The 26,228-nt window shown below is 60.6% G+C and carries 22 protein-coding genes; 14 read left to right on the forward strand and 8 right to left on the reverse strand.

What is annotated here, in order from left to right; genetic code table 11:
• Nucleotides 1-56 precede the first annotated feature (56 nt).
• Genes ABID12_RS01570 through ABID12_RS01585 form a run of 4 tightly spaced genes read left to right on the forward strand, consistent with a single transcriptional unit; the run spans nucleotide 57 to nucleotide 5,260 of the window.
• Nucleotides 57-536 (forward strand): formate dehydrogenase subunit gamma, encoded by a 480-nt coding sequence (locus tag ABID12_RS01570; protein ID WP_354432823.1) that lies wholly within the window; start codon nucleotides 57-59, stop codon nucleotides 534-536.
• Nucleotides 533-2,104 (forward strand): formate dehydrogenase beta subunit, encoded by a 1,572-nt coding sequence (locus ABID12_RS01575; protein ID WP_354432824.1) that lies wholly within the window; start codon nucleotides 533-535, stop codon nucleotides 2,102-2,104. The genes ABID12_RS01570 and ABID12_RS01575 overlap by 4 nt, the downstream gene beginning before the upstream one ends.
• A 4-nt stretch (nucleotides 2,105-2,108) precedes the next feature.
• Nucleotides 2,109-4,982, forward strand: a complete 2,874-nt coding sequence (gene fdhF / locus ABID12_RS01580) for a formate dehydrogenase subunit alpha (protein ID WP_354432825.1) — start codon at nucleotides 2,109-2,111, stop codon at nucleotides 4,980-4,982.
• A gap of 53 nt (nucleotides 4,983-5,035) precedes the next feature.
• Nucleotides 5,036-5,260 carry a formate dehydrogenase subunit delta gene (locus tag ABID12_RS01585; RefSeq protein ID WP_354432826.1) on the forward strand — a complete coding sequence of 75 codons (225 nt, stop codon included), beginning with the start codon at nucleotides 5,036-5,038 and terminating at the stop codon, nucleotides 5,258-5,260.
• 105 nt (nucleotides 5,261-5,365) lie between these two features.
• Here ABID12_RS01585 and ABID12_RS01590 read toward each other — a convergent pair whose 3' ends face one another.
• The 4 genes from ABID12_RS01590 to ABID12_RS01605 form a co-directional block, all read right to left on the reverse strand.
• Entirely contained in the window at nucleotides 5,366-6,310 is a 945-nt protein-coding gene (locus ABID12_RS01590; RefSeq protein WP_354432827.1) for a 2-hydroxyacid dehydrogenase, read from the reverse strand.
• Between the two features lie 5 nt (nucleotides 6,311-6,315).
• A complete protein-coding gene (locus tag ABID12_RS01595; RefSeq protein WP_354432828.1) occupies nucleotides 6,316-7,806 on the reverse strand; it encodes a tripartite tricarboxylate transporter permease in 1,491 nt (496 codons plus the stop codon).
• A gap of 38 nt (nucleotides 7,807-7,844) precedes the next feature.
• Nucleotides 7,845-8,312: a tripartite tricarboxylate transporter TctB family protein gene (locus tag ABID12_RS01600; RefSeq protein ID WP_354432829.1), complete on the reverse strand. Its 468-nt coding sequence runs from the start codon at nucleotides 8,310-8,312 to the stop codon at nucleotides 7,845-7,847.
• Nucleotides 8,313-8,376: 64 nt separating this feature from the next.
• Nucleotides 8,377-9,357 (reverse strand): tripartite tricarboxylate transporter substrate binding protein, encoded by a 981-nt coding sequence (locus ABID12_RS01605; protein ID WP_354432830.1) that lies wholly within the window; start codon nucleotides 9,355-9,357, stop codon nucleotides 8,377-8,379.
• A gap of 349 nt (nucleotides 9,358-9,706) precedes the next feature.
• Between ABID12_RS01605 and rhmD the strand changes: the two genes are divergently transcribed.
• The 6 genes from rhmD (at nucleotide 9,707) to ABID12_RS01635 (ending at nucleotide 15,388) form a co-directional block, all read left to right on the forward strand.
• Nucleotides 9,707-10,891, forward strand: a complete 1,185-nt coding sequence (rhmD, locus tag ABID12_RS01610; RefSeq protein WP_354432831.1) for an L-rhamnonate dehydratase — start codon at nucleotides 9,707-9,709, stop codon at nucleotides 10,889-10,891.
• A gap of 74 nt (nucleotides 10,892-10,965) precedes the next feature.
• On the forward strand, nucleotides 10,966-11,964 hold the full coding sequence (locus tag ABID12_RS01615; RefSeq protein WP_354432832.1) for a TRAP transporter substrate-binding protein: 999 nt from the start codon (nucleotides 10,966-10,968) through the stop codon (nucleotides 11,962-11,964).
• A gap of 2 nt (nucleotides 11,965-11,966) precedes the next feature.
• Nucleotides 11,967-12,482, forward strand: coding sequence for a TRAP transporter small permease (locus ABID12_RS01620; RefSeq protein ID WP_354432833.1), 516 nt, complete (start codon nucleotides 11,967-11,969; stop codon nucleotides 12,480-12,482).
• Nucleotides 12,479-13,756 (forward strand): TRAP transporter large permease, encoded by a 1,278-nt coding sequence (locus ABID12_RS01625; RefSeq protein ID WP_354432834.1) that lies wholly within the window; start codon nucleotides 12,479-12,481, stop codon nucleotides 13,754-13,756. The genes ABID12_RS01620 and ABID12_RS01625 overlap by 4 nt, the downstream gene beginning before the upstream one ends.
• Before the next feature lie 29 nt (nucleotides 13,757-13,785).
• Nucleotides 13,786-14,526 carry an SDR family NAD(P)-dependent oxidoreductase gene (locus tag ABID12_RS01630; protein WP_354432835.1) on the forward strand — a complete coding sequence of 247 codons (741 nt, stop codon included), beginning with the start codon at nucleotides 13,786-13,788 and terminating at the stop codon, nucleotides 14,524-14,526.
• A 22-nt stretch (nucleotides 14,527-14,548) separates the two neighbouring features.
• Nucleotides 14,549-15,388, forward strand: coding sequence for a fumarylacetoacetate hydrolase family protein (locus tag ABID12_RS01635; RefSeq protein ID WP_354432836.1), 840 nt, complete (start codon nucleotides 14,549-14,551; stop codon nucleotides 15,386-15,388).
• A 10-nt stretch (nucleotides 15,389-15,398) separates the two neighbouring features.
• Here ABID12_RS01635 and ABID12_RS01640 read toward each other — a convergent pair whose 3' ends face one another.
• The 3 genes from ABID12_RS01640 to ABID12_RS01650 form a co-directional block, all read right to left on the reverse strand.
• Nucleotides 15,399-16,316, reverse strand: a complete 918-nt coding sequence (locus ABID12_RS01640; protein ID WP_354432837.1) for a LysR family transcriptional regulator — start codon at nucleotides 16,314-16,316, stop codon at nucleotides 15,399-15,401.
• 166 nt (nucleotides 16,317-16,482) lie between these two features.
• Nucleotides 16,483-18,663, reverse strand: a complete 2,181-nt coding sequence (locus tag ABID12_RS01645) for a TonB-dependent siderophore receptor (protein WP_354432838.1) — start codon at nucleotides 18,661-18,663, stop codon at nucleotides 16,483-16,485.
• 117 nt (nucleotides 18,664-18,780) lie between these two features.
• On the reverse strand, nucleotides 18,781-19,665 hold the full coding sequence (locus ABID12_RS01650; protein WP_354432839.1) for a helix-turn-helix transcriptional regulator: 885 nt from the start codon (nucleotides 19,663-19,665) through the stop codon (nucleotides 18,781-18,783).
• A gap of 126 nt (nucleotides 19,666-19,791) precedes the next feature.
• Between ABID12_RS01650 and ABID12_RS01655 the strand changes: the two genes are divergently transcribed.
• From ABID12_RS01655 to fhuB, 3 genes are read left to right on the forward strand one after another with little or no spacing between them, the layout of a single operon-like run.
• Complete coding sequence (locus tag ABID12_RS01655) at nucleotides 19,792-20,604, forward strand: ATP-binding cassette domain-containing protein (RefSeq protein WP_435528141.1); 813 nt, start codon at nucleotides 19,792-19,794, stop codon at nucleotides 20,602-20,604.
• Complete coding sequence (locus ABID12_RS01660) at nucleotides 20,594-21,499, forward strand: iron-siderophore ABC transporter substrate-binding protein (protein ID WP_354432840.1); 906 nt, start codon at nucleotides 20,594-20,596, stop codon at nucleotides 21,497-21,499. Before ABID12_RS01655 ends, ABID12_RS01660 begins: the two co-directional genes overlap by 11 nt.
• Nucleotides 21,496-23,472 (forward strand): Fe(3+)-hydroxamate ABC transporter permease FhuB, encoded by a 1,977-nt coding sequence (gene fhuB, locus ABID12_RS01665; protein ID WP_354432841.1) that lies wholly within the window; start codon nucleotides 21,496-21,498, stop codon nucleotides 23,470-23,472. Before ABID12_RS01660 ends, fhuB begins: the two co-directional genes overlap by 4 nt.
• Before the next feature lie 43 nt (nucleotides 23,473-23,515).
• On the opposite strand, the gene ABID12_RS01670 is transcribed toward fhuB, so the two are convergent.
• Entirely contained in the window at nucleotides 23,516-24,532 is a 1,017-nt protein-coding gene (locus ABID12_RS01670) for a LacI family DNA-binding transcriptional regulator (RefSeq protein WP_354432842.1), read from the reverse strand.
• A 302-nt stretch (nucleotides 24,533-24,834) separates the two neighbouring features.
• Between ABID12_RS01670 and ABID12_RS01675 the strand changes: the two genes are divergently transcribed.
• Nucleotides 24,835-26,124 (forward strand): ABC transporter substrate-binding protein, encoded by a 1,290-nt coding sequence (locus ABID12_RS01675; RefSeq protein ID WP_319518180.1) that lies wholly within the window; start codon nucleotides 24,835-24,837, stop codon nucleotides 26,122-26,124.
• The last annotated feature ends 104 nt before the right edge of the window (nucleotides 26,125-26,228 follow it).

Genomic DNA, 26,228 nt, shown 5'->3' on the forward strand with positions numbered 1-26,228 from the left:
TCAACCACCGGTCGATATGACATTTTTCAAGTCTGGTTCTGTGGAGGAGCGACTTGATGAACGTGAATGTGCAAAGGGAGGCGGTTTCCGCACGCACAGCCGCAATTATCGAAGATCACCTGCAGCGCGAAGCGCCGCTGCTGCCGATCCTGCATGATGTGCAGGTGGAATTCGGCTATGTGCCGGAAATCGCATTGCGGCTTGTCGCTGAAAAGCTGAACCTCAGCCGCGCCGAAGTGCATGGCGTGATGAGCTTTTACCACGATTTTCGCCGCGAACCCGCCGGTCACCATGTCCTGAAGATCTGTCGCGCCGAGGCCTGTCAGTCCATGGGCGGGGAGGCGCTGGCCGATGGTCTGCGCGCCGCCCTTGGTCTCGACTGGCACGAGACCACGGCAGACGGCAGGCTGACGCTCGAACCCGTCTACTGTCTTGGCTTGTGTTCCTGCGCGCCGGCGGCAATGCTGGACGATGCGATCTATGGCCGGCTTGATGAAGCGACGCTGAAGGATGTCGTAGCGGAGGCCGGACAATGAAACCTGTCATTTTCATCCCTTGCGATGCCGCAGCCCTTGCCGTTGGCGCCGACAGGGTGGCATCGTCGATTGCCGAAACGCTTGCCGCGCGCAGGCTGGATGCCGAGATCGTGCGCAATGGCTCGCGCGGCCTGCACTGGCTGGAGCCGATGGTCGAAGTGCGCACCGACCATGGCCGCGTTGCCTATGGCCCGGTGAAGCCATCCGATGTCAAAAGCCTGTTCGATGCGGGCTTTCTGGAAGGCGCTGAGCATCCGCTGTTCCTTGGCAAGACGCGTGACCTGCCGTTCCTGAAGAAGCAGACCCGCCTGACCTTTGCCCGTTGCGGCGTGACCGACCCGCTGTCTGTCTCCGATTACCGCCGCTACAAGGGGCTGCGCGGTCTGGAAAACGCGATTGCCATGCAGGGTGCGGAGATCGTTCAGGTGGTTACCGACAGCGGCCTTCGCGGCCGCGGCGGCGCGGGTTTTCCGACCGGCATCAAATGGGAAACGGTGCGCAAGGCGGCGGGCGCACAGAAATATGTCGTCTGCAATGCCGATGAAGGCGACAGCGGCACCTTTGCCGACCGGATGATCATGGAAGGCGATCCCTTCGTTCTGATCGAGGGCATGGCGATTGCGGGCCTCGCGACGGGCGCCACCAGAGGCTATATCTACACCCGTTCGGAATATCCGCATGCGATTGCAACCATGCGCAAGGCGATTGAAGTCGCGCGCGGCGAGGGCATTCTGGGGCCATCGGTGCTGGGCTCCGGGCAGGCTTTCGATATGGAAATGCGCGTCGGCGCCGGGGCCTATGTGTGTGGCGAGGAAACCTCCATGCTCAATAGTCTGGAGGGCAAGCGCGGCGTTGTGCGGGCCAAGCCGCCGGTGCCGGCACTTGAAGGCCTGTTCGGCTGTCCGACCGTGGTCAACAATGTGCTGTCGCTGGCCTCCATCCCACTGATCCTGGATCGCGGCGCGGATTATTACCGTGATTTCGGCATCGGCAAATCGCGCGGCACCATGCCGATCCAGCTTGCCGGGAACATCAAGCATGGCGGGCTTTTCGAGACTTCCTTCGGGATCACGCTCAATGAGCTGATTTACGATATCGGCGGCGGCACGGCGAGCGGCCGGCCGGTCAAGGCCGTGCAGGTGGGCGGCCCGCTCGGCGCCTATTTCCCGACGAGCCATTTCGATATCCCCTTCGACTACGAGGCCTTCACCGCCAATAACGGGCTGATCGGCCATGCGGGTATCGTCGTCTTTGACGATACGGCCGACATGATGAAACAGGCGCGCTTCGCCTTTGAATTCTGCGCGCTGGAAAGCTGCGGCAAGTGCACGCCCTGTCGCATCGGCGCGGTGCGCGGCGCGGAGGTGATCGACAGGATTGCCAGTGGCGCCAGCGTGAGCGAGCAGACCACGCTGCTGGATGACCTGTGCAACACGATGCGGCTCGGTTCGCTCTGCGCGCTGGGCGGTTTCACGCCTTATCCGGTTTCAAGCGCGCTCAGCCATTTCCCTGAGGATTTCGGACCGCGACCTCAGTCTCAGACCCAACCGGCAGAAGCAGCGGAGTAGTGATATGTCCCTGATCAAGGAAATAGATTACGGCACACCGGCTTCGAAATCGGAAGAGACGGTTAGCCTGAAAATCGACGGCTTCGACGTCACGGTTCCCGCGGGTACATCGGTGATGCGCGCCGCCATGGAAACCGGGATCGCCATCCCCAAGCTGTGCTCGACCGATATGGTGGACGCTTTCGGTTCCTGCCGGCTGTGTCTGGTGGAAATCGAGGGGCGGCGCGGCACGCCTGCCTCCTGCACCACCCCCGTTACCGAAGGCATGGTGGTTTCAACACAGACCGACAAGCTGAAGACGCTGCGTCGCGGGGTGATGGAGCTTTATATCTCGGACCACCCGCTCGACTGCCTGACCTGCGCTGCCAACGGCGATTGCGAGCTGCAGGATATGGCCGGCGCCGTGGGCCTGCGCGATGTGCGCTACGGCTATGACGGCGATAACCACATGAAGACGCGCGACGGCCTTGGCGAGGTGAACGCCCGCTACATGCCGAAGGATGAGAGCAATCCCTATTTCACCTATGATCCGTCGAAATGCATCGTCTGTTCGCGCTGCGTGCGCGCCTGCGAGGAAGTGCAGGGCACCTTCGCGCTGACGATTGAAGGGCGCGGTTTCGAATCCCGCGTGTCGCCCGGCAGTTTCGGCGATGATTTCCTCGGCTCCGAATGCGTGTCCTGCGGGGCCTGCGTTCAGGCCTGCCCGACGGCGACGCTGCAGGAAAAATCGATTTACGATATCGGCCAGCCGGAACATTCCGTCGTCACCACCTGCGCCTATTGCGGCGTTGGCTGTTCGTTCAAGGCGGAAATGCGCGGCGAGGAACTGGTGCGCATGGTGCCCTACAAGGATGGCAAGGCCAATCACGGGCACTCCTGCGTCAAGGGGCGTTTCGCCTATGGCTATGCCAGCCACAAGGACCGCGTCCTGAACCCGATGATCCGCGAGAAGATCACCGATGCCTGGCGTGAAGTCTCCTGGGAGGAGGCGCTCGGCTTTGCCGCGTCGAAGCTGCGCGGTCTTCAGGCCGATTACGGCCAGGATTCGATCGGCGTCATCACCTCATCGCGCTGCACCAATGAAGAGACCTTTCTGGTGCAGAAGCTTGCCCGCGCCGTCTTCGGCAACAACAATACCGATACCTGCGCCCGCGTCTGCCATTCGCCGACCGGCTACGGCCTCGGCCAGACATTCGGCACCTCGGCGGGAACGCAGGATTTCGACAGCGTCGAGGACGTCGACGTCGCGCTGGTCATCGGCGCCAATCCGACCGACGGGCATCCGGTGTTCGGCTCGCGGCTGAAAAAGCGGCTGCGGCAGAGGGCGAAGCTGATCGTCATCGATCCGCGCCGCATCGATCTGGTCAAGTCGCCGCATGTGGCGGCAAGCCACCATCTGGCGCTGCGCCCGGGCACCAATGTGGCCGTGGTCACCGCCCTTGCGCATGTGATCGTCACCGAAAAGCTTTATGACGAGGCCTTTATCCGCGAGCGCTGTGACTGGGACGAGTTTCAGGATTATGCGGCCTTTGCAGCCGATCCGACCAACAGCCCGGAAACCGTCGAGGCGCTGACCGGCGTTCCGGCTGACGCTGTTCGCAAAGCCGCACGGCTTTATGCGCAAGGCGGCAATGCGGCGATTTATTACGGCCTTGGCGTTACCGAACATTCTCAAGGGTCGACCACCGTCATCGGCCTTGCCAATCTTGCGATGATGACCGGCAATATCGGTCGTCGGGGCGTTGGCGTGAACCCGCTGCGCGGCCAGAACAATGTTCAGGGCTCCTGCGATATGGGGTCCTTCCCGCACGAACTGCCGGGCTATCGCCACGTCAACAATGCGGATGTCCGCGATATCTTTGAAAAGGCCTGGGGCGTTCCGATTCAGGATGAGCCGGGCCTGCGCATTCCCAACATGCTGGACGCCGCCGTCGATGGCACGTTCAAGGGTCTTTATTGTCAGGGCGAGGACATTCTGCAGTCCGACCCCGACACAAAGCATGTGTCCGCCGGTCTGGCGGCGATGGAATGCGTCATCGTCCATGATATCTTTTTAAACGAAACGGCAAATTACGCGCATGTCTTCCTGCCGGGATCGACCTTCCTGGAAAAGGACGGCACCTTCACCAATGCCGAACGGCGCATCAACCGCGTGCGCAGGGTAATGTCGCCGAAGGCCGGTTATGCCGACTGGGAGGTGACGCAGCTGCTTGCCAATGCGATGGGCGGCAACTGGAACTACACGCATCCATCCGAGATCATGGCGGAGATTGCCGCGACCACGCCGAGCTTTGCCAATGTCACCTATGAACTGCTGGACGAAGAAGGCTCGGTGCAGTGGCCCTGCAATGACAAGACGCCGGAAGGCACGCCGATCATGCATGTCGATGGCTTCGTGCGCGGCAAGGGGCGCTTCATCCGCACCGATTATGTGGCGACGGATGAGAAGACCGGCCCGCGCTTCCCGCTGCTTTTGACCACCGGGCGTATTCTCAGCCAGTATAATGTCGGCGCGCAGACGCGGCGGACGGAAAATGTCGTCTGGCACGAGGAGGACGTTCTGGAAATCCATCCGCATGATGCGGAGCTCCGCGGCGTGAAGAATGGCGACTGGGTGAAGCTGCAGAGCAGGTCCGGCGAAACCAGCCTCAGGGCGAAGATCACCGATCGGGTGTCGCCGGGCGTTGTCTATACCACCTTCCACCACCCGGCCACGCAGGCCAATGTCATCACCACGGATTTCTCCGACTGGGCGACGAACTGCCCGGAATACAAGGTGACGGCGGTTCAGGTCTCACCATCCAACGGGCCGACGGACTGGCAGGAGGAATATGAGAGCTTTTCAAGACAGGCCCGGCGGGTCGAGGCGGCGGAATAAAATGGTCTGCTGCCGGCAAACATGGCGGAGATGTCTTGTGGAGGACATGGCAAATGGCACCTGAAAAGCTCACCTATATGGCAAACCAGATCGCGGCCTTTTTCCGCACCCGCCCGCATGAAGAAGCGGTCGCCGGGGTGGCCGATCACATCAGCAAATTCTGGGAGCCGCGCATGCGCACCCAGCTTTTCGAGATGCTGGAAAAACCCGACACTGGTTTCGATCCGCTGGTGATAGAAGCCGGCGACCGCATCCGTCCGGTGGTCAAGCACGGCTGAGCGCGCTGCCGCATTCAAGGCATTTTTCCGTACCCTTCAAGCTGAAAGGCCTCAGCCGCCCCCGGGTGTTGCGGCAAATCTCAGCCATCGGCACAGGCAACTTCATTACACAACGGCATTTGGCAACGGATCTCCGCGCAGATGGGCCTTCAGGTTTTTTGCGACGGTTTCGGCCATGCGGTCGCGCGTACGGTTTGTGGCGCTTCCGGCGTGGGGGGACAGTACGACATTTTCCAGAGACAGCAGGCCCGGATGCGGATTGGGTTCATTCTCGAAGACATCGAGAGCCGCGCCACGGATCTGCTTGTTTTGAAGTGCTGCTACCAGTGCGTCTTCATCGACCAGAGACCCCCGACCGACATTGACCAGCCAGCCGTCGCGACCAAGTGACCGGAGTATCTCGGCGTTGACGAGATGCCTTGTGCTGTCGGAACCCGGTGCGATCACGATCAGCCAGTCACAGGCTTCCGCCATTTCCTTCAGGCTGGAATAGAAGGGGTAGGGCTCATAAGGCTGTCGGTTCCTGCCGTGATAGACCACCTGCATTCTGAAAGCCTGCAGCCGTCTTGCGATTTCCTTGCCGATCCGCCCGAGGCCCAGAATGCCGGCAGTCCGTCCGGAAAGCTCATCCTGCATGGGATAGTTGGCGTGAGCCCATCGGCCCTCCCGCACATATCGGTCGGCCTGAGGCAGATCGCGCACGAGCGACAGCATCAGGCCAAGCGTGATTTCGGCCATGCAATCGTTCAAAACGTCCGGCGTGTTCGTGACACGGATGCCGGCGGCACGTGCCGCATCAACGTCAATCCCGTCATAACCGACGCCGAATGAGGCAATGAGCTCCAGATTGGGCAGTGCCTGAATGACATTGGCATCCGGGCCCTGATGGCCGGTTGTGGCAACATAGCGAAGGTTCGGAGCGAGTGTGCGAAGGAGCTCTGGTTTATCTTCTGCTTCCCAGTACCGGTGCACGGTAAAATCGTCCTCGAGAAGCGGGATCATGTTTGTGCTGGCCGGCGGCCCCATCAGAAGAATATCCGGTTTAGCCATATGTCCTATGTCTCCGATGTGGAATTGCGTTTGAGGCGGCGCATCAGCAATGGGAGAAACCAGATTGCTATTACTGCGACGCCGAGACCGGCGGCGATGGGGCGCTCGAAGAAACTGAAGAGATTGCCATCGCTCTTGATCATTGAGGTAACGAAATTATCTTCCAGCATCGGTCCCAGCACAATGCCGAGAATGGCTGGGGCGATGGGAATATCGTTTTCTTCCATGACGAAGCCGATCAGACCGAACACCAGCATGATGAGAATGCCGGCAACGGAGTTATTGATCGCGAAGGCACCGGTAATGCAGAACAGCAGAATGATGGGCATCAGTATCTTCTGCGGAACCGACAGAACCTGACTGGCCGCACGGATGGCGATCCATCCAAGGGGCAGCATCACCAGATTGGCGAGAAAGAACACCAGAAAGACCGCGTAGATCATTTCCGGCTGGAACAGGAAGATTGTCGGGCCGGGATTGATGCCCTTCACATACAAAACGCCGATCACGATGGCTGTGATGGAATCGCCGGGTATGCCGAAGACGAGGGCCGGTATCCATGCTCCCGAAACAGCGCCGTTGTTGGAGGAACCGGCTTCAACGATCCCTTCGACATGGCCCTTGCCATACTTGTCGGGCTGGCGTGACATCTTTTTGGAGACCGCATACGAGATCCAGGCCGCGATATCCGCGCCCGCACCCGGCAGAGCGCCGATTGCGGTGCCAAGCGAAGCGCCTCTCAAGACCTGAAACTTGTAACGTCTCAGGTTTTTCAGTTGCGGCCGTATGATATGCCCGCGAACCCGTGGCGGTTGCCGCGCTTTTCCCGGATGCACATAAAAGCGGATAACTTCCGCCATAGCGAAAAGCCCGATCATCGCCGGGATGAACTGAATGCCCGCCAGAAGTTCGATGGAGCCGAAGGTGTAGCGCGCTTCCGCCGTCGGATTGTTCTGTCCGATCAGGGCGGCGACAAGGCCTACAAACAGCGAGACAAGACCAAGCGTGGCCGAACCAGGAGCAACGAAGACGGCGCAGGACAGGCCGAGCAAGACCAGCCAGAAATATTCGAAAGACGAGAATTTCAGGGCGACTTCGGCCAGTTGCGGCGCTGCGATTGCCAGGACGATCGTTCCGAAAATGCCGCCGATGACCGAAAACACCAGACAGGCGCCGAGCGCTTCATTGCTGCGCCCCTGCTGGGTCATCTTGTAGGCATCTTCCACATAGGCCGCTGAAGCCGGCGTGCCTGGCATCCGTAAAAGCGTGCCGGAAATGTCACCTGAAAAGATCGCCATGGCCGTTGCCGTGACAATCGATGCCAGCGCCGGGATGGGGTCCATGAAAAAGGTGAGGGGGACCAGAAGGGCGGTCGCCATGGTTGCCGTCAGCCCGGGAATGCATCCCACAAACATTCCGAAGACGGCCGAAGCCAGTATCACCATCAGCACATTGGGCTGAAATACCAGTGCGATCGCATCAAGATAGACCGACATCACACACCTTCCTGGCGGCCAAACCTGCCGCTATCATACTAGAAGTAAAGAAAATCCGGGCCCGGAAGGGGCACCATCAGCAATCGCCCGAAAATCAGGTAGACCACGACAACCGCCATGGCTGCCGCCGGCAGGGCAACGACCACGCGTGTCCCGGCGAGCACCATCAGCGCAAAGACCAGTGGAAATGCCACACCCGGAAAGCCGAGCTGATCGGAAAGCAGAACATAGGCCAGCACCCCGGCAATGGTGGCCAACATGCCGGCAACACGGCGCGGATCCCGGAGCCATTCCAGAATTTCGAGGCGTGGGGCCCGCTGCCCTTGATATCGTGCTTCGATGATCAGAGCACAGGCTATGACAATGCCGAGACATCCAACAAGGCGGGGCATCGTGTCGGAACCATAGGACTGGTTCGGCAATGGAGAAAACAGCCAGGAAGAGGCGAACACAGCCAGTCCGGCAAAGAGCATGACCAGCCCGAGCAGGAATGTATTGGCTTTCATAAGCGGGTCTCCGATGAGGGGCGCGGATATGCTCCGCGCCCGAACATTGCCGGTTGAGAACAGATCATTCTGCCGTGAGACCGGCGGCTTTCATGACCTTTCCGAGCGAAGCATCGGAATTGGCAACAAAGTCGATCGCTTCCTGTCCGGACATCCAGACCATGCCCTGGCCGCGCCCTTCCATGAACGACTTGTATTCGGCGCTGTTATAGGCCTTCTCGACTGCTTCGGAGAGGCGGGCATTGACATCGTCCGGCAGGCCTGCCGGCGCGAAGACGCCACGCCATGCGGCCATCGTCCAGTCCGATCCGATTGCCTCTTTCAGCGTCGGCACATCCGGGAATGTCGGCAGGCGGTCCTTTGACATCGTCGCCAGTGCCTTGACCCGATCAGCCCGGATCATGGCCTCACCCTCGCCGAGCGAGGACGTCACCATATCGACGCCGCCTGCCACCATGTCGGTAAGGGCCGGAGCGGAGCCTTTGCTGGGAACCCATGTGACCTGATCGGCCGGCAGGCCTTGGTCAAGCATCAGGCCGGCAAGCGCAATATGCCAGATGCCGCCCTGCGCCGTACCCGAGGCCTTGAAGGTTCCCGCAGGCTGGCTCTTGATGGCCTCCATAAGGCCGGCTGCGGTGTCGAAGTCCGAACTGGACGAAACGCTGATGCCGGCGGGATCCTGATTGACGATGCCGAGAATGTCGAAATCCTTGTAGGACATGTCCGTCAGCCCCTGCCAGTGGAGCATGCCGATTTCAACGGTGGCAATCCCGATCGTGTAACCATCCGGCTTGGCTGTGGCGATCGCCGAGTGACCGACCACGCCGGACCCGCCGGTGCGGTTCACGACATTGACCGGCACGCCCAGATCTTCCTGCATGACCGATGCAATAATCCGTCCGACGGCATCGGTGCCGCCGCCGGCGCCCCAGGGCACGATCATCTGGATCGGTCTTGATGGATAATCTGCGGCCTGAACGCTGCTCATGCTGGTCAGCGCTGCCGCAGCCGTAGCCACAGCGGCGATGAAAGTGCGCCTCTTCATACTATTCCTCCCGAATTAATCTGCACTGTCAGGCACCGGAATTCCTCCTCCGTGCCATGTCAGCTGCGCGGAAAGACAAGCACAAAGCCTGATGAATGTCATTTGCCGAATGATGCTGATCTGATGAAAAGATTATGTCAACTGATCGCGTTTCTCGATCTATTACCGGTTGAATTATCGCGCGCATCGACTTCCGGGGGTAAAAGCGATGAACGGCGACCGATCGTGTTTTGCGATCATTCATGGCAATTAATTCATTTTTCGGAATGTTTTTCGCGCGCTAACGATGCTTTCGAGGCAGCAGCGTGTCACACACGCCTCAAAGCTGCGGAGGAAATCGGAGGAACCTATGGGAACTGCTGTTATCAGGCAGGTTCGGGCATCTGTGGTGCGCGGCGGCGGCGCTGATTATCACGATCAAAGCGAAGGGCACTGGATCGACGACAATATTTCGACGCCGATGTCGAAATATCCCGCCTATCGCAAAAGCCGTCAGTCTTTCGGCATCAATGTACTGGGGACCGTCGTCGTCGAGATCGAGACGGATGGCGGACATTACGGGTTTGCGGTGACAACCGGCGGAGAGCCGGCTGCCTTCATCATCGAGCGCCATCTCGCGCGGTTTCTCGAAGGCCGCAAGGTTACCGACATCGAGCTGATGTGGGACCAGATGTACAATGCGACGCTCTATTACGGGCGGCGCGGCATCGTCCTGAACGCGATCTCGGGCGTCGATCTGGCATTGTGGGACCTGTTGGGGCAGGTCCGGCAGGAGCCGGTGCACGCCATGATCGGCGGTGCCGTGCGCGACGAGATCCGCTTTTATGCCACGGGCGCCCGGCCTGATCTGGCAAAGCAAATGGGCTTCATCGGCGGCAAGATGGCCGTGCGCCATGGCCCGGCGCAGGGCGCCGAAGGCGTCCACGCGGAACTGCAGCGGCTCGGTGAGATGCGCAATGCCGTGGGCGATGATTTCTGGCTGATGTTCGATTGCTGGATGAGTCTGGATGTCAATTATGCGACCAAGCTGGCCAATGCCGCCCACGAATTCGGGCTCAAATGGATTGAGGAGGCCCTGCCGCCGGACGATTACTGGGGGTATGCGGAGCTGAAGAGGGACGTTCCGCGCGGCATGATGGTGACCACGGGCGAACATGAAGCCACCCGATGGGGCTTCCGGCTTTTGATGGAGATGGACTGCTGCGACCTGATCCAGCCCGATGTCGGCTGGTGCGGGGGCCTGACCGAGCTTTTGAAAATCTCGTCGCTCGCCGATGCCCACGGAAAGCTGGTTGTCCCGCATGGATCGAGTGTCTACAGCTATCACTTCGTCTGCACCCGCCAGAACAGCCCCTTTGCCGAATTTCTGATGATGGCGCCGGCAGCGGACAAGGTCGTTCCGATGTTCACGCCGATGCTCGAAGGTGAACCGGTTCCGGTCGACGGCAGGCTGAAAATCTCGGCACTGGACAAACCGGGCTTCGGCGTGAAGCTTTCGCAGGATATCACCCTCGAAAGGCCATATACGCACTGAGTGAGGACCGTTGCCCTGCCATAGATCGGGCATGCGGAATTTTATGCACGGGGTAACAGAGGAGGAGATTACCCATGTCGATGATGAACCGCCGTACGTTCGGCAAACTGACCGCAGGTCTTGCCGCAGCCGCGGCCATGGGAAGCCGGGCGTCTGCCCAGACGACCATTCGTCTGGCGCATCATCTGCCCGAGACATCCGAACAGCACATCGCTGCGACACGATTTGCCGAGCTTGTCGATGAACGAACCAATGGGGCGCTCAAGGTCGTTGTCGTTCCCTCCGGCCAGATGGGCGGGCAAAGGGAGATCATCGAATCTGTCCAGCTGGGCACGCTGGAAATGGGCTATGGCGAAAGCGGGCTTTACGCCAACTATGTCCCGGCCTTCGGTGTGCTGACGCTGCCCTATCTTTATGACGGACGCGAACACTGGACCAATGTCGTGACCGGCGATATCGGAACGGGACTTTCCGAGGAACTTGAACAGGCGACCGGCCTTGTCGTCATGAACTGGATCCTTGCCGGCTATCGCGACACCTATTCCAAGGGCAAGGTGCTCGACACGCCCGCCGCCTTTGACGGTATCAAGATCCGCGTTCCGGAAAGCCCCGTCTTTATCGAAACGTTCCGGGCGCTGAATGCGCAGCCGACACCGATCCCTTCGCCGGAAATCTATACAGCGCTTCAGACCGGCGTCGTTTCCGCAATGGAGGGCACGCCCGAGGTCGGCTATATCCAGAAAATGTATGAGGTGACCGACAACCTCAACATGACGCGCCATATTCTGTTCGACGGCTCGTTCTGCTGCAATCGCGCATTTCTCGATAGCCTTCCCGACGACCAGCGCGACGTTGTGCTGACTGCCGCCGAGGAGGTTGCCGTTCTTCAGCGCCAGGAATCGCCCGAGCGCGAAGCCGCATGGTTCGACAAACTTGCCGAGACCGGTCTTGCCATCAACGAGTTCGATCTCGCGCCTTTCCGCGCCGCACTTGTCCCGGTTCAGGACAGCTTCGCCGAAAAGGCCAATGCCACCGATGTTGTCGCGGCCATACGGGCAGCCGGCGGAGAGTGACAATGACGATGCGCAAGCGGGGTTCTGCCCCGCGTCGCGTTGCCGATCTGGCCATCAACGCAATCGCTGTGTTGATGGTCATCGTCTTCGCTGTGATGATGTTTCTCGTCTTCCTGCAGGTGGTCGACCGGTTTGCACCCGGGCCGAGCTTCTTCTGGACGGAGGAAGTCGTGCGGATTCTTCTCGTCTGGTCGGTGATGCTGGGGCTTCCGGTGGTGCTTTATTACCGCGAAGAGATCATTGTGGATGTGATTTCGCTGTCCGCGGATATGGAATTCTGGCGCGGTCGGCTCGCCTCCGCCTTGGGCATCGTTTTTCTGCTGGTTCTGGCCTGGCAGGGTTACCTTTTCACAGCGCGTTCGGCAGCGTTTTCGTCTCCCACGCTGGGGCTTTCCAGAGCGTGGATGTATGCACCCATCCCGATCGGGGCTGCGCTGGGCGTCATCGCCCTGCTGATCAGACCCGGCCATTCGTTTCTGCCCGTCCGCGTCAGCGGTGATGAAGGAGACGAAACGTGACTGTGCTTTTGCTGTTCGCCGTCTTCATCGTGCTTCTGATTATCGGCGTTCCGATCTCCTTTGCGATGGGATTGTCCGCGGTTGCCATCATTGTCGGCTGGCCGGGCGTTCCCTTGCTGATCCTGCCGCAGCGCTTTTTCTCGTCGCTCGACAGTTTTCCGCTTCTCGCTATTCCGCTGTTCATTCTGGCCGGCAATCTGATGAATGTCTCCGGTATTACCCATGCAATCGTCCGTTTCGCCACGGCGCTGGTCGGCCATATCCGGGGCGGGCTGGGACAGGTCAATATTCTGACCAGCCTGATGTTTTCCGGCATTTCCGGTTCGGCCGCGGCTGATGTCGCCGCAATAGGCTCCATGCTTCTGCCGGCGATGAAACGTGAGGGCTACAAGCCTGAATCGGCGGTGGTCATCACGGCCGCATCGGCCATTCTTGGTCCGATTATTCCGCCAAGCCTGCTGATGGTGCTTTATGGTGCCATGACCGGGCTTTCGATCGGCACGCTGTTTCTGGCCGGTATCCTGCCCGGCCTGGTGATCGCCGGCCTGCTGATGGCCTTCACATGGTGGAAGGCCGATGAGCTGGGCGGCAAGCGGCACGAACGAGCCGGGTTCTCGGAAATTCTCGTGAGCCTGAAACAGGCTGCGCCCGCACTTGTCCTTCCGCTGCTGATCATCGGCGGCATTCAGTCAGGTATTTTCACGGCCACCGAGGCCGGTATTCTGGCGGTGATCTATGCCCTGATCTACGGTGTTTTTACGGGCCAGCTCCGTTTCACAAATACGTGGCACTTCTTCCGTGAATCCGCGATTGCGACGTCATCGATCCTGATCATTCTCGGCGGTGCTGCACTTTTCTCATGGATCATCGCCCGCGAGGGATTTCCCGCACAGCTTGCTGCCGCCCTGACGTCGCTGACCGACAACAGATTTATCGCGCTCGGTCTGATCGTAGTCGCGCTGCTCGCCCTCGGCATGTTCGTTGAAACCATTTCGGCGCTTATTCTGGTGACGCCGATGCTGGCGCCCATCGGCGCGGCCTACGGGATCGATCCGATCCATTTTGCCATCGTCACGATCATCAGCGTTCTGCTTGGTTCCATAACCCCGCCGGTGGCCATCATCCTGCTTCTGGCCTGCCGGATTGCCAATGTCAGTTACGCCAGAGTCCTGAGGCCCTTCCTGCCGTATTTCGGCATCATTCTGGCCGGGCTCATCGCCATCACCTATCTGCCGCAGATCACGCTTTTCATCCCGAATTTTCTGACGCGCTGACTGTGGAAATTATCTTCAAGGAGGAGTTCATGAACAATATCGATCTGAAAGACCGCGTTGCGGTCATCACCGGCGGTGCGCAGGGTATCGGACTGGCCGTCGCAAAGAGGATGATCGCCGGCGGCGCGAAAGTCTCGATCTGGGATATGGACGAAGCCGTTGGCAAGAAAGCGGCCGGCGAACTCGGCTGTGATTTCCGGCTGGTCGATCAACGCGATCTTTCCGCCGTGGAAAAGGTGACGCGGGATACAGAGGAAGCACTCGGCGGCATTGACGTGCTGATCGCCTGTGCCGGCATTGCCGGTGCCAATGCGCCGGTCCGTGACTATGATCCGCAGGAATGGCTGCGGGTGATGGACATCAATCTGAACGGCGTTTTCTACCTGAACCGCACCATTGTTTCCGGCATGATCGAACGGGGTTACGGGCGCATCGTCAATGTGGCATCGATCGCCGGCAAGGAGGGCAATCCCAATGCCTGCGCCTACTCCACCTCCAAGGCCGGGGTTATCGCGCTGACCAAATCGCTGGGCAAGGAAACGGCAGGCAGCAATATTTCCGTCAACTGCGTCACGCCCGCAGCGGCGCGAACCCGTATTTTCGATCAGATGACGCAGGAACATATCGACTACATGCTGTCGAAAATCCCGCGCGGGCGTTTTCTGGAGGTCGATGAAGCGGCTGCGATGATTGTCTGGCTCGCCTCCGAAGACAATAGCTTCACAACCGGTGGCGTGTTCGATCTCTCCGGTGGCCGCGCGACCTATTGATCCCTCAAACGGAAGAAAAGACATGAAGCTTTTAAGAATAGGCCCGTCCGGCCATGAGAAACCGGCGATCCTTGATGCCGAGGGCAGGGCGCGCGATCTTTCAGCCCATATTGCCGACATTGCCGGCGATGCAATCACGCCCGAAGGTCTGGCGCGGATTGCTGCAATCGATCCGCAGACCTTGCCGCTTCTCGAAGACGAGCGGATCGGACCCTGTGTCGCGCAGGTCGGCAAATTCATCTGCATCGGCCTCAACTATGCCGACCACGCGGCTGAAAGCGGCATGGCGGTTCCGGCTGAACCAGTGATGTTCATGAAGGCGACAAGCGCCATTTGCGGTCCGTTCGATGAGGTTCTCGTGCCGCGCGGCTCCGACAAATGCGATTGGGAGGTGGAGCTGGGCGTCGTGATCGGCAAGGGCGGTGTCTACATCTCCGAAGACGAGGCGATGGATCATGTCGCCGGTTACTGCGTCATCAATGACATCTCGGAACGTGGCTTTCAGATCGAGCGTTCGGGCCAGTGGGTGAAGGGAAAGAGCGCCGATACGTTCGGTCCCATCGGCCCCTGGCTTGTCACCACTGACGAAATCGACGATCCGCAGAACCTGAAGATGTGGCTGGAGGTGGACGGCAAACGCTATCAGGACGGTTCCACCCGCACCATGGTTTTCGGGGTCCGCCATCTGGTTTCCTATATCAGCCAGTTCATGTCACTTCAGCCGGGCGATATCATCTCCACCGGCACCCCGCCGGGCGTCGGCATGGGGCTGAAGCCACCGGTCTATCTGTCCGGCGGCGAGACGATGAAGCTTGGTATCGAAGGGCTTGGCGCGCAGCGGCAGAGCGTCGGCCGCGCCTGAGGGAAACCGCTTACGCGGCGAATGAGCGGAGTTTCTCGACAAAGGATTCGGCATTGGGCGAGAGCGCCTCGTTGCGCCTGCGGGCAATGCCGAATCCGCGAATTTGCTTGCCGATCGGGTCATGAAGGGCCGAGAGAAGCTGTGCATTGAGGTGGTCGCGCACCACCGAAATCGGCAAAACCGCAACCGCGTCGCTGCTTTGCAGAAGCTGCAGAATGGCAAAGATGGAGGCGGATTCGACATAGTTTACCGGTGCGCAGAGGCCATGTTCGGCAAAGGCGCCGTCGAGGAGCTGCCGGGTCGGATTGTTGCCGGGCTGCATGATCCATGGCCACGCATGCAATTCCTGCAAAGTAACGTCATCGCGATCGGCCAGCGGGTGACCGGCGCGGGCAACAAGGCGCAAGGGTTCTTCGCCGAGCGGTTCGAAGTCGAAAAGCTGCCAGTGGCGCGGTGTGCTGAAGCGCCCGACCGCAACATCGACTGTGCCGTCTTCGAGCATATCGAGGATCTGGTCGCTGGTCTCCCCAAGCAGCCTGATGACCAGGCGCGGGCGTTCCGCTTTCATGGCGGCCACGGCACTTGCAATCAGATCCGGCGCCGCGCCCATGATGGCGCCGACCACAAGAAGGCCGTGGCCGCCGGAAATTTTCGCTTCAAAATCTTCTGAGAAGCGGTCGATCCTGACGAGGACAGATCGCGAAAAATCGGCCACGTCATAGCCCATATCCGTCGGCGTCATGCCCCGCGGTTCACGCACAAAAAGCGTCGCGCCAAGCAGTCCCTCGAGATCTTTCAGGAGCTTCGACGCCGTTGACTGGGTCATGCCCAGCGTTTCTGCCGCACGATGCATATTGCCCGTTTCGGCGAGCGCCGTGACGACCATCAACTGCTTCAGCCGCAGCTTCCCAGCGAAATTGCGATCCATAAGATACGATCCTCCCCGGTGCCTGACTCAAAGACAGGAAAAATTTCCTCTGCTTGTTTGATGACCTCAAAATGACGGCGTGTCCAGCGAGGCCGCTCTGCCGGCGAGGGAGGTATTTTGCAGAAACCTGCTCACGGAGCGTGCAGCTGTCGGCACCAAGGATGGTCTACCACTTCTTGCCGAGGCTTGCGGTGATGGTGCGGCTCTGGCCGTAGCCGCAGACGTTCAGTCCCTGGCAACCGGCGACATATTCCTTGTCGAACAGGTTGACGACGTTGATCGCTGCGGTCCAGTCATTCCTCTCATAAGAAACATTGAGATCGAAAACCGTTGAAGCTGGCACCTTTTCGGTGTTGGCCATGTCGGCCCAGCTTTCGCCCTCGAAACGAATGCCGCCGCCAAGGCTGAGGCCTTCAAGCACGCCCTCCGGCACGGTGTAAGTCAGCCATGCTGCAGCCGTCACATTGGGGACCAGGTAAGGCTCGTTGCCAATCAGCGACGGGTCGGCATGGTCCTTGATCTCCTGGCTCTGCCAGGTGAACGAACCGAGCAGCTTCCAGTCGTCATTGAGATTGACCTTGCCCTCGAATTCGACGCCATCGGCATCGACCTGTCCGACCTGGCTGTCGAGGAAGGTCAGCGGATCGGTCACCGTCCAGTTGTTCTTGGTGATGTGGAAGACCGAGGCGGTGAACAGGCCGTCAAAGGCAAACGGCTGATACTTCAGCCCGCCTTCCACCTGATAACCATCTTCCGGCTCGAGCGGTCCGTCGATGCTGTTGCCGATCAGCGGATTGAAGAAGGTCGAGGCGCTGACATAGGGCGTGATGCCGTTTTCGAATTCATAGGCCAGGCCTGCGCGGCCGGAGACGGCGTTGTCGTTCGAGCGGTAGGAAACACTGCCGAGATGATCGTCGAGATCGGTATGCACATAGTCGTAACGGCCGTTCAGGGTGGCGATGAAACCGCCGCCGAAACGGATCTGGTCCTGCGCGTAGATGCCGAGCTGCTGCTGGGTCAGCGTCTGATCGAGATAGACGCTGTTGGCCGGCTGCGGCACGCCATGAACCGGATCGATGACGCTGATCGGCGTAGCGGTCGATGATGCCTGCACACTGTCGAGCTGGTAATATTTGTAATCCAGGCCGACGAGGATGTCGTGATCGAACATGCCGGTGGTGACATTGCCGTTCAGGCGGTTGTCGGCGGCAAAGCTGTCGACCGTGGTCTTGTGGTTGAAGCCAAGACGGGTCAGATAGGCGCCGTCGGCGGCGGGCTTTGTCAGAAAGCCGGTGCCTGTCGCCGGATCGTAGTAGCCGTAGGGATAAGGCTGGTTTTCCTTGCGCATGACATGGCCGTAGCGCGCGTTCGACGTGAAGGTCCAGTCACTGTCAAAGGTATGCTCGAATTCGTAGCCGACCAGCGTCTGCTGGATCAGGCCTTCATCCGTGGATGGCTCGCCGTAATTGGCATCGCGCGGGATACGGCCGAAATATTGCGGCTCGACGGTGCCGTAATAGGGCAGGAAGCCGTTCGAACCGGTATTCTGGTCGAGCGAGGAATAATAGGCGTAGAGGCTGAGCGCGGTCTGATCATCCGCAGACCATGTGATCTGCGGCATCAGAACGCCGCGAAAATCCTCCGACTGGTCGGCATATTGGTCGCCGCCGGAAACCTTGCCGGTAAAGCGCCAGGAAATGCCGTTGTCTTCATTGGTGCCGTTGGTATCGAGGTCGAGATAGGCATTGCCGAAATTGTTGATGCCGATTTCGCTGTAGGTGAAGTTCTCCGGCTGCGGTCGCTTCGATACCAGATTGACGATGCCGCCCGGATTGGAGCCGCCGTAAAGCACCGAGGCCGGGCCCTGCAGCACTTCCACGCGCTCCAGGAACGTCGAATCGATCTGGAAACCGCCGAAGCCGTAGGACCACAGGTTCAGGCCGTCGAGATACACGCCGGTCTGGCTCGCATCGAAGCCGCGCACATAGATCCAGTCCGTATCCTGATCGGCGCCGAAGGGCTGGGCGAACACGCCGGCGGTATAACGCAGCGCTTCATCGACCTTGGCATTTGCGCCCCGGTCGTCCAGTTCATCGCGACCGATGACCGAAACGAACTGCGGTATCGCGGCAATCGGCGTATCGTTCTTGGAACCGGTCCGCGTTTGGCGCGCGACATAGCCGTCGATCGGGCCGGTTCCATCACCGCCGTCAACCGTGACGTCGACAGGCTCCAGCACTGTGAGCGCATCCTGCGCGAGGGCCGGAACGGCCGTTGCCAGCAGAGCCAGGGCGGCGCTGGTTTTGAGCAGGAAGACGGGACGGGCGGAAAGGTAAACTCGGGACATGATCGCTGCCGGTACGGTGTTAGAGAGAATTAATGTGAGTCATTAACTCAGGTATAAAGCCGGCGCTTGCACAAATCGGCTCGCAGTAGAACGGATTTGGTTCAAAATGTGGCGCGGTCAGGTCGCCGCCGCAGGGGCGATGCCGTTGGCCGCCCGCCAGCGGGAAGGTGTCATGCCGGTCACGCGACGGAAACTGCGCGAGAAGTGTGCGGTGTCGGCGAAGCCGGCCTGAGCGGCAATCGTCGTGATCGGGATGGTCGGATTTCTGAGTTCATCCTTGATGCGCTCGATCCGGTGGTTCATCTGCCACTGCTGGGGCGAAAGGCCGGTGCTTGCCTTGAACGCGTGGCTGAAATAGGAAGCCGAAAGTCCGATCAGGCCTGCAAGCTCCTCCAGCGGAATGCGCCGGGCGGAATGGGCGGCGATGTGTCCTGTCACCTGTCGAACCTGCCAGTCGGCAAGCTTGCTGCGCGGTCGCGGCTCGTCCGGCGGCACGCCGAGAAGCCCGACCAGGAGCGCGTTGATCAGCCCGTCGCCATAGAGATCGTGCAGCGGGTTTTCCGCGGCAAGTTCGGCAGCCAGAAGGCCGGCAATCTGGATCAGCCGTTCATCGTTCAGCATGAAGCGCGGCTCGCTCAGCGCGGTCGTGTCAAAACGACTGCCCAGCCTGCGGCTCAGCGTCCCGGCATCAAAATGAAGGTCGAGATGGCGCAGTCCTTGTACTGCGGTCAGCTCGGTCTGCATCTCCATGCCGGCGGGGATGAAATGCAGGGCGCGCACGCCGCAATCCGGCAGTTTGCGTCCACCGACTTCCGACATGGTGAAGGCCCCTTGCGGGCCGGACCGCGTTTCAAGCAGAACAAAGATGCGTGGGTCACGGCTGACGTAATAGCCACCCGCCATCGCGCTGCAATCGACATCCCAGAGGTCGGCGACCAGATCGCCGCCAAAACGATGATGCCGGCTGCCGACAACGGAAAATCCCTCAATATCGATTTCCATCCGCGGAAAGTGTTTCACCGAAGAACTGTCCAACGTTGCCAGATGCGTCACGTAAAAAACTTGAAAGTAAATATCATCTTTATTATGGAAGCTTCAAGCCGCCCGCCCTGGTTTCAGGATGATCCGATGGACTTTGCCGCCAGTTTAACGCCCCAGATGACGCAAGATGCCGGTTTTCAAACCGAAAACCTGTCGTTTTCGGTCGAAGACAGGCCGCTGCTTTCGGACATCTCCATCCGTTTTCCAAAGGGTTCGGTTTCCGCTCTGGTCGGCCACAACGGGTCTGGAAAGTCGACATTGCTGAAGCTTCTCGCGCGTCAGCAAATCCCGTCGGCCGGGCGCGTTCTCTTTGATGGCGGGCCGGTGGAGGCGATTGCAGCGCGCGATTTCGCCCGCAACGTCGCCTATCTTGCCCAGGATACAGGCGGCGCCACCGGTATGACGGTGCGCGAGCTGGTGGCCTGCGGCCGCTACCCCTGGCATGGCGCCATCGGCCGTTTCAGCGAGACGGACCGCAACAAGGTGGAGGCAGCACTTGCCATGGCCGGGCTTGCCGCAATGGCGGAGCGGATGGTCGACACGCTTTCCGGCGGAGAACGCCAGCGCGCCTGGATCGCCATGCTGATTGCCCAGGACAGTCGCTGTCTCCTGCTCGACGAGCCGACATCCGCGCTCGACATCGCCCATCAGATCGAGGTGCTGAGCCTCATCAGGAAGCTCTCGCACGAAAACGGCCTGTCGGTGATCATCGTCCTGCACGACATCAACATGGCGGCAAGGTTTTCCGATCATCTCTGTGCGCTGAAAGCGGGGCGGCTTGTGGCCCACGGCGCGCCATCCGTCTTCCTCAATCGCGATACGCTGCGCCAGATCTATGGCGTCGAGATGGATGTCCTGCCCCATCCGAGCCAGTCTGTGCCGCTTGCCTATGTCCGCTGAACCGAAGCGCCGCGCAATCATCAGGCGCCGCGCGCTCCTGTCCCTGCTGCCGGCCGCCTTGCTGGCGCCGGCGTTTTCGTCGCGGGCGGCAACGCCGCGAACGATTGCCTGCCTCGACTATGCCGGCGCCTCGACATTGCTTGCCCTCGGCGTGACGCCTGCCGCCGTTGCCTCGCTTGACGGTTGGGCGCAATGGGTCGGCGCGCCGGCCATGCCGGAAGGCGTCGCCGATCTCGGCTCCTCATGGGAAATCAGCTTCGAAGTGCTCGCCGGGCTGAAGCCCGACCTGATCCTGACGACGCCGTTCCTCTCCCACCTGACGCCGCGGCTTGAGCCCTATGCCCCGGTTCTCAGCCTTGATGTCTACGGACCCTCGGGCGGGCCGGTTCTGGAAAATGCCGCAGCCGCGACGCGCCTTCTTGGCAAGACCGTTGATCGTGCGGGCGAAGCGGAGAGTTTCCTTGAAAAGGCTGAGGCAATCTTCGACGATTGCGCCGAACGGCTCGGAAAACGCGCCTTGCCGCCCGTCGCCGTCATCTCCTTTCTCGATGAACGCCATGTCCGGGTCTATTCCAGTCCGGGGCTTTATGACGCCGTCCTGAGCCGGCTCGGCCTTGCGAATGCCTGGCAGGGAGAAGCCAATTACTGGGGCTATGAGACCGTCTCCGTTGCCGATCTTGCACGCATAGGCGATCCTTCGACCCGGCTCGTCATCGTCGAGCCGCTTGCCGACGATATCCTTCCCCGCCTCGAGCATAGCCCGCTCTGGCGCGCGCTGCCTTTTGTCGCGCCTGAGCGTCGCGTCATGCTTCCGCCCGTGCTGCTGTTCGGCATGGTCAACGAGGCCATCCGCTTTGCAACGCTCCTGACCGAGGCCATGGAGGTGCGGGCATGAGCAGGGCACAGTTCGGACCGGTGGGCATCAGCCTTCTTCTCGGTGGTCTCGGCATGGCGATCGCCATCTGGCTGATCGCGGCGCCGGCAGAAAGCCCGGCAGAAAGCATTGTCGGGGGCAGCTACGATATCGGCAGGATGGTGCTCTGGAACGCCATCCTGCCCCGCATGGCCACCGCACTTGTCTGCGGTGCGGCCCTTGCGCTTTCCGGCGCCATCTTCCAGCAGGTTCTGCGCAATCCGCTTGCCTCGCCGACAACGCTTGGCGTGTCCGCAGGCGGCGGGCTGGCACTGGCGCTTGCCATGCTGTTTGCCCCGGCGCTTCTCGGTTTCGGCCGTGACCTCGTTGCGCTCGCAGGCTCCGCGGCGGCTGCCGGTCTCGTGCTGGTGATCGGCGCGCGACAGAATTTCTCCCCGATTGCGCTGGTGATTGCCGGCCTCATCGTCGGTCTGTGGTGCGGCGCGCTTTCGGCTGTGCTTTTGCTTCTGAACGAGCGCTATCTGGCCGGTCTCTTCATCTGGGGTGCGGGCTCGCTCGCCCAGCAGAGCTGGCAGGTTCCGCTCGGTCTTGCCGTCAAATTCGCGGTGCTTTCGGGCTTTACCGCCCTTCTGGTCCGCCCGCTGACGCTGATCGACCTTGGGGATGCGGGGGCGAAATCGCTCGGCGTCAGCATCAATCTCCTGCGTCTTGCGGCGATGGCAGTTGCCGTGGCGTTTGCCGCGATCGTCACCAGCGCGGTCGGCGTTGTCGGCTTTGTCGGTCTCGTCGCCCCCACGCTCGCCCGCCTGACCGGTGCGCGGCGCCCCGTCGAAATCCTGATCTGGTCCGCCGTCATCGGCGCGGCACTGCTTTTCCTCACAGACAATGCGGTTGCGTGGTTTTCGCAAGGCGGTGGCGGGCTTGTGCCGACCGGCGCGGTCACCGCCGTCTTTGGCGCGCCGCTTCTGATTGCGCTGTTGTCGCGCCTCAAGATCCGCCATCGCCGGCCCGAGGCCGCCGCTTCGCGCACCGAGCCCGGCGCGCGCACCAGGCTTGGCCTTTCCGCCATCATCAGCCTTGTCGTTCTCGTCCTCGCCCTGTTCATTGGCCGCAACGGAACGGGCGCCTTCACCATCCTGACGCCCGATCTCTTTGCAGCCATCGCGCCGTTACGCGTGCCGCGGATACTGGTGGCCTTTCTTGCAGGCGCGATGCTGGCGGTTGCCGGCGTCATCCTGCAACGGCTGACAGGCAACGAGATGGCCAGTCCCGAAATTCTCGGCATCGGCGCCGGTGCAACGCTTGGCGTGACGGCCGGCGTGCTGATTTTCGCGACGCTGCCGCTTGCCGCGCAGTTTGCAACGGCCGCCGCCGGCGCGCTTGCCGTCATCGCCGTCATTTTCCTGCTTGCGGTGCGTTCCGGACTGGCGCCGGAGCGCGTCCTGCTTGGCGGCATTGCCCTGACGGCGCTGGCCGACGCCGTGATCGGCTTTCTCGGCGCAAGCGGCGATCCGCGCGCGCTCTTTCTGATGCGCTGGCTGAGCGGATCGACCTATAGCGCAAACTTTCCGCTGGTTGGCCTTGCCGCACTTGTCCTTGCTCTCATCCTGCCGCTTGCGCTGCTCTTTCGGCGCTGGCTTGTCTTTCTGCCGCTCGGCGATGCCGTGGCCGCAGCGCGCGGCGTCGACGTGACGCGGGCGCGCAGCGTGCTGCTGCTTCTTGCCGGGCTGATGAGTGCCGCCGCGACGCTTTGCGTCGGACCGCTCAGTTTCGTCGGGCTGATGGCGCCGCACGCCGCGCGCCTTCTCGGTCTCAGGCGGCCCGCCGACACGATCATCGGCGCGGCGCTTCTGGGCGGCGGACTGATGACGCTTGCCGACTGGGCCGGCCGCATCGTGATCTTTCCCTACGAAATCCCGGCCGGCCTTGCCGCCTCGCTCATCGGCGCACCGTTTCTTGTGATGCTGATGCGCGGGCGGACAAGAGGGGTGTAGACGGCGCGCCATACCGCAACAGCGCTCGGCATGCAGGGAAGGCCTATCTGGCCAATTGCTTTGATTTGACCGTGCGCCGGGTCGAATCGCGGATGATCAGGGCCGGTTCCGGGGCCAGGCCTTCGGGGCAGGGCTTGTCTTCAATCATCGCCATCATCTGTTTCATCACGACCTCGCCTGTCATCTGGCTGCAGACATCCACTGTTGTCAGTGGCGGTGTGACATATCGGCTTGTCGGAATGTTATCGATGCCGGCGAAGGCGATGTCTTCGGGCACATTGAAGCCGAGCGCGCGCGCCTCGCTCATCAGGCCGATCGCGACAAGGTCGTTGCAGCCGATGATGACGTCCGGTCGGTCCTGGCACAGCAGAACCCGCGCCGCCGCTCTTTCGCCGGCCTCGCTTGTGGGTTCTTCAACATCAAAGACCTGCAATTCCAGGCCGGCCGGCTCTAAAACCTCCCTGAGGCCGCGCAGGCGTTCAACGTTCCAGGCCGCGCGCGAATAGCCGACATAGCCGAATTTGCTGAACCCCTGCCGAACGAGGAACTGCGCCAGCAGGGATGCAACCTGAACGCTGTCTGTCCCGACCGTCGTGACGTCATCGCGTTCGGGCTGGCCGAGGAAGGCAACCGGCTTGTCGAGTTCGGCGAGCCAGTCGGCGACATCCTGGGGAACGCGCGCGCTGACAATCAGCCCGTCGGTGCGCGGGGAGAGGGCGGCCAGCAGCGGCCGGGCTGCCGAAATGCTTTCCTCCATATCCACGACAAGAAGGTTGTAGCCGTTTTCCAGTGCGACACGATTGGCGCCTTTGACAACATTGGCGTAGTGCGGATTGGCGATATCCATGACGGCAAGCCCGATTGCCGTTGTCCGGCCGGTCACCATCGAGCGGGCAAGCGGATTCTGGCTGTAGCCCAGATCCTGTATTGCGCTGCGCAACTTGTCTTCCACGGCCTGAGAGAAAGACTGCTGCCTGTTCACATATTTGGAAACGGTTGCAATGGATACGCCGGCCTTTTCGGCAACATCGCGTATTGTCGGTCTTTTCTGGCGGCCCATGCGAGATAAACGCTTTCCTAGTTTTCACATTTCTTTGAGAATGAAGCGGCTTTGCATTCACCTTCAGAGGCAGGGCGCGCTCAAATTGGCGAAAAATACGCTATCTCAGGTCGATTTTGCGTTCATTATAGCATTACGGGCAATTTATATCACGCGAAAATTTTAGTTAAACGTTTTCTTGATTCACCTGAAAAACTGTGCGTATAGTCCCGCCATGCTCAGCAGAGCAGACCTGCCGTGGATACGCTTCAGGCAATGTCCGGGAGGCGTGCAGGGATATGAAAACTTTGAGGAGGTTTCCCATGAAGAAAACAGGAGCGCTTGCAGTTCTCGCGCTGGCAAGCACAACACTCGCTTCGGCAGCCCATGCCGCCGATTCACTGGAAGTCTGGATGCGCTACGGCGATGCCGAACGCCCCACGATCGAGCGCATCATCGATGGCTTTACGGCTGAAACGGGCGTCGATGTCGATCTGTTTCTGGCCAATATCGATTTTGAAACGCGCCTCGCGCGGGCAGCGGCAGGCGGAAGCCTCCCGGATCTGATCATCAACGATGCAACCTCCATGGGGCAGCTGCAGGACATGGGCATCGTCAAGCAGATCGACCGGGAATCGATCACCGGCGGCGATCAGCTTTACGATGTTGCCTGGAACAGCGTTCATGCGCCCGACGGCAATTACTACGGCGTTCCGACCTCGGCGCAGGCGTTCGCGGTTTTTATCCGCAAGGACTGGCGCGAAAAACTTGGTTATGACGTGCCGCAAAACTGGGATGAACTTTATAACCTCGCCAAGGCCTTTACCGAAGAAGACCCGGATGGCAACGGCGCCGATGACACCTACGGCTATGTCATGCCGCTTTCGAGCACGCGCGGTTATGCCTCCTGGTTCATGTCCGATCTGATCTGGCAGGCGGGTGGTCAGTTTCTTCAGCCTGAGGGCGATGGCTATGTCTCATCCATGGCAACGCCCGAGGTCGAGGAGGCCGTCGGCTTTGCCCGCAAGATGATCTGCGAAGGTTATGCCCAGCCGGCAGCGATCACATCCACCACCGGTGATGCGACGCCTGTGTTTTCTTCCGGTCAGGCGGGCATTTATCGCTCGGGTCCCTATCACATCGCGGCATTCGTCCGTGAGCCGGGCCGCGACAAGTTCGAGGTCGTGGCGCCGCCGGCCGGGCCTGCCGGTCAGGCAGAGCTTGCAGAGGGCGAAGCGGCATTCGTGATGGTCACCACGGACCACGAGGACGAAGCCAAGCAGTTCATCGAATATCTGATCTCCGAAAAGGGGCAGGAAACCGGTATGGCTGCCGGCACCGGCGACAATGCCATTGTCCGCCTTTCGGTCAACAAGAACGTGGATACCAAAGAGGTTCAGCCCGATCCGGCATGGGCGACCTATGCTGATCTCTACGCTTCTTCCGCACGCTATTTCCCGAGCGTGCCGAACTGGAAGCCGATCCGCCAGGCCGCTGCCGATGGTCTCAACCAGGTGCTTTCGAGCTGTGATTCCGACATCATGGCCGGTCTTGAAAACACCGATGAGGTCATCAACGCGGAACTCGACCTTCAGGGCGTCCTCGCCAAGTAAGGTCTGATCTGGTCTGGCGCCGTGCCGTTGCCTCCCCTGCGGCGCGGCGCCGGATGACCGGTCGGTGGCCGGCTGAATTCACTACCGTCACAGTTTCGCAATTT

This window comes from Martelella mangrovi, assembly GCF_040545495.1.
Lineage (GTDB): Bacteria > Pseudomonadota > Alphaproteobacteria > Rhizobiales > Rhizobiaceae > Martelella > Martelella mangrovi.

Excerpts from the sequence above, each read along its gene's own strand:
- ABID12_RS01645 (WP_354432838.1), bottom strand. The coding sequence starts at position 18,663 with ATGTCCCGAGTTTACCTTTCCGCCCGTCCCGTCTTCCTGCTCAAAACC.
- ABID12_RS01670 (WP_354432842.1), bottom strand. The coding sequence starts at position 24,532 with ATGGGCCGCCAGAAAAGACCGACAATACGCGATGTTGCCGAAAAGGCC.
- ABID12_RS01615 (WP_354432832.1), top strand. The coding sequence starts at position 10,966 with ATGTCGATGATGAACCGCCGTACGTTCGGCAAACTGACCGCAGGTCTT.
- ABID12_RS01655 (WP_435528141.1), top strand. The coding sequence starts at position 19,792 with ATGGACTTTGCCGCCAGTTTAACGCCCCAGATGACGCAAGATGCCGGT.
- ABID12_RS01675 (WP_319518180.1), top strand. The coding sequence starts at position 24,835 with ATGAAGAAAACAGGAGCGCTTGCAGTTCTCGCGCTGGCAAGCACAACA.
- ABID12_RS01635 (WP_354432836.1), top strand. The coding sequence starts at position 14,549 with ATGAAGCTTTTAAGAATAGGCCCGTCCGGCCATGAGAAACCGGCGATC.
- ABID12_RS01595 (WP_354432828.1), bottom strand. The coding sequence starts at position 7,806 with ATGTCGGTCTATCTTGATGCGATCGCACTGGTATTTCAGCCCAATGTG.
- fdhF (WP_354432825.1), top strand. The coding sequence starts at position 2,109 with ATGTCCCTGATCAAGGAAATAGATTACGGCACACCGGCTTCGAAATCG.
- ABID12_RS01605 (WP_354432830.1), bottom strand. The coding sequence starts at position 9,357 with ATGAAGAGGCGCACTTTCATCGCCGCTGTGGCTACGGCTGCGGCAGCG.
- ABID12_RS01585 (WP_354432826.1), top strand. The coding sequence starts at position 5,036 with ATGGCACCTGAAAAGCTCACCTATATGGCAAACCAGATCGCGGCCTTT.
- ABID12_RS01590 (WP_354432827.1), bottom strand. The coding sequence starts at position 6,310 with ATGGCTAAACCGGATATTCTTCTGATGGGGCCGCCGGCCAGCACAAAC.
- ABID12_RS01630 (WP_354432835.1), top strand. The coding sequence starts at position 13,786 with ATGAACAATATCGATCTGAAAGACCGCGTTGCGGTCATCACCGGCGGT.
- ABID12_RS01575 (WP_354432824.1), top strand. The coding sequence starts at position 533 with ATGAAACCTGTCATTTTCATCCCTTGCGATGCCGCAGCCCTTGCCGTT.
- ABID12_RS01650 (WP_354432839.1), bottom strand. The coding sequence starts at position 19,665 with ATGGAAATCGATATTGAGGGATTTTCCGTTGTCGGCAGCCGGCATCAT.
- ABID12_RS01570 (WP_354432823.1), top strand. The coding sequence starts at position 57 with ATGAACGTGAATGTGCAAAGGGAGGCGGTTTCCGCACGCACAGCCGCA.
- fhuB (WP_354432841.1), top strand. The coding sequence starts at position 21,496 with ATGAGCAGGGCACAGTTCGGACCGGTGGGCATCAGCCTTCTTCTCGGT.
- rhmD (WP_354432831.1), top strand. The coding sequence starts at position 9,707 with ATGGGAACTGCTGTTATCAGGCAGGTTCGGGCATCTGTGGTGCGCGGC.
- ABID12_RS01620 (WP_354432833.1), top strand. The coding sequence starts at position 11,967 with ATGACGATGCGCAAGCGGGGTTCTGCCCCGCGTCGCGTTGCCGATCTG.
- ABID12_RS01600 (WP_354432829.1), bottom strand. The coding sequence starts at position 8,312 with ATGAAAGCCAATACATTCCTGCTCGGGCTGGTCATGCTCTTTGCCGGA.
- ABID12_RS01640 (WP_354432837.1), bottom strand. The coding sequence starts at position 16,316 with ATGGATCGCAATTTCGCTGGGAAGCTGCGGCTGAAGCAGTTGATGGTC.
- ABID12_RS01660 (WP_354432840.1), top strand. The coding sequence starts at position 20,594 with ATGTCCGCTGAACCGAAGCGCCGCGCAATCATCAGGCGCCGCGCGCTC.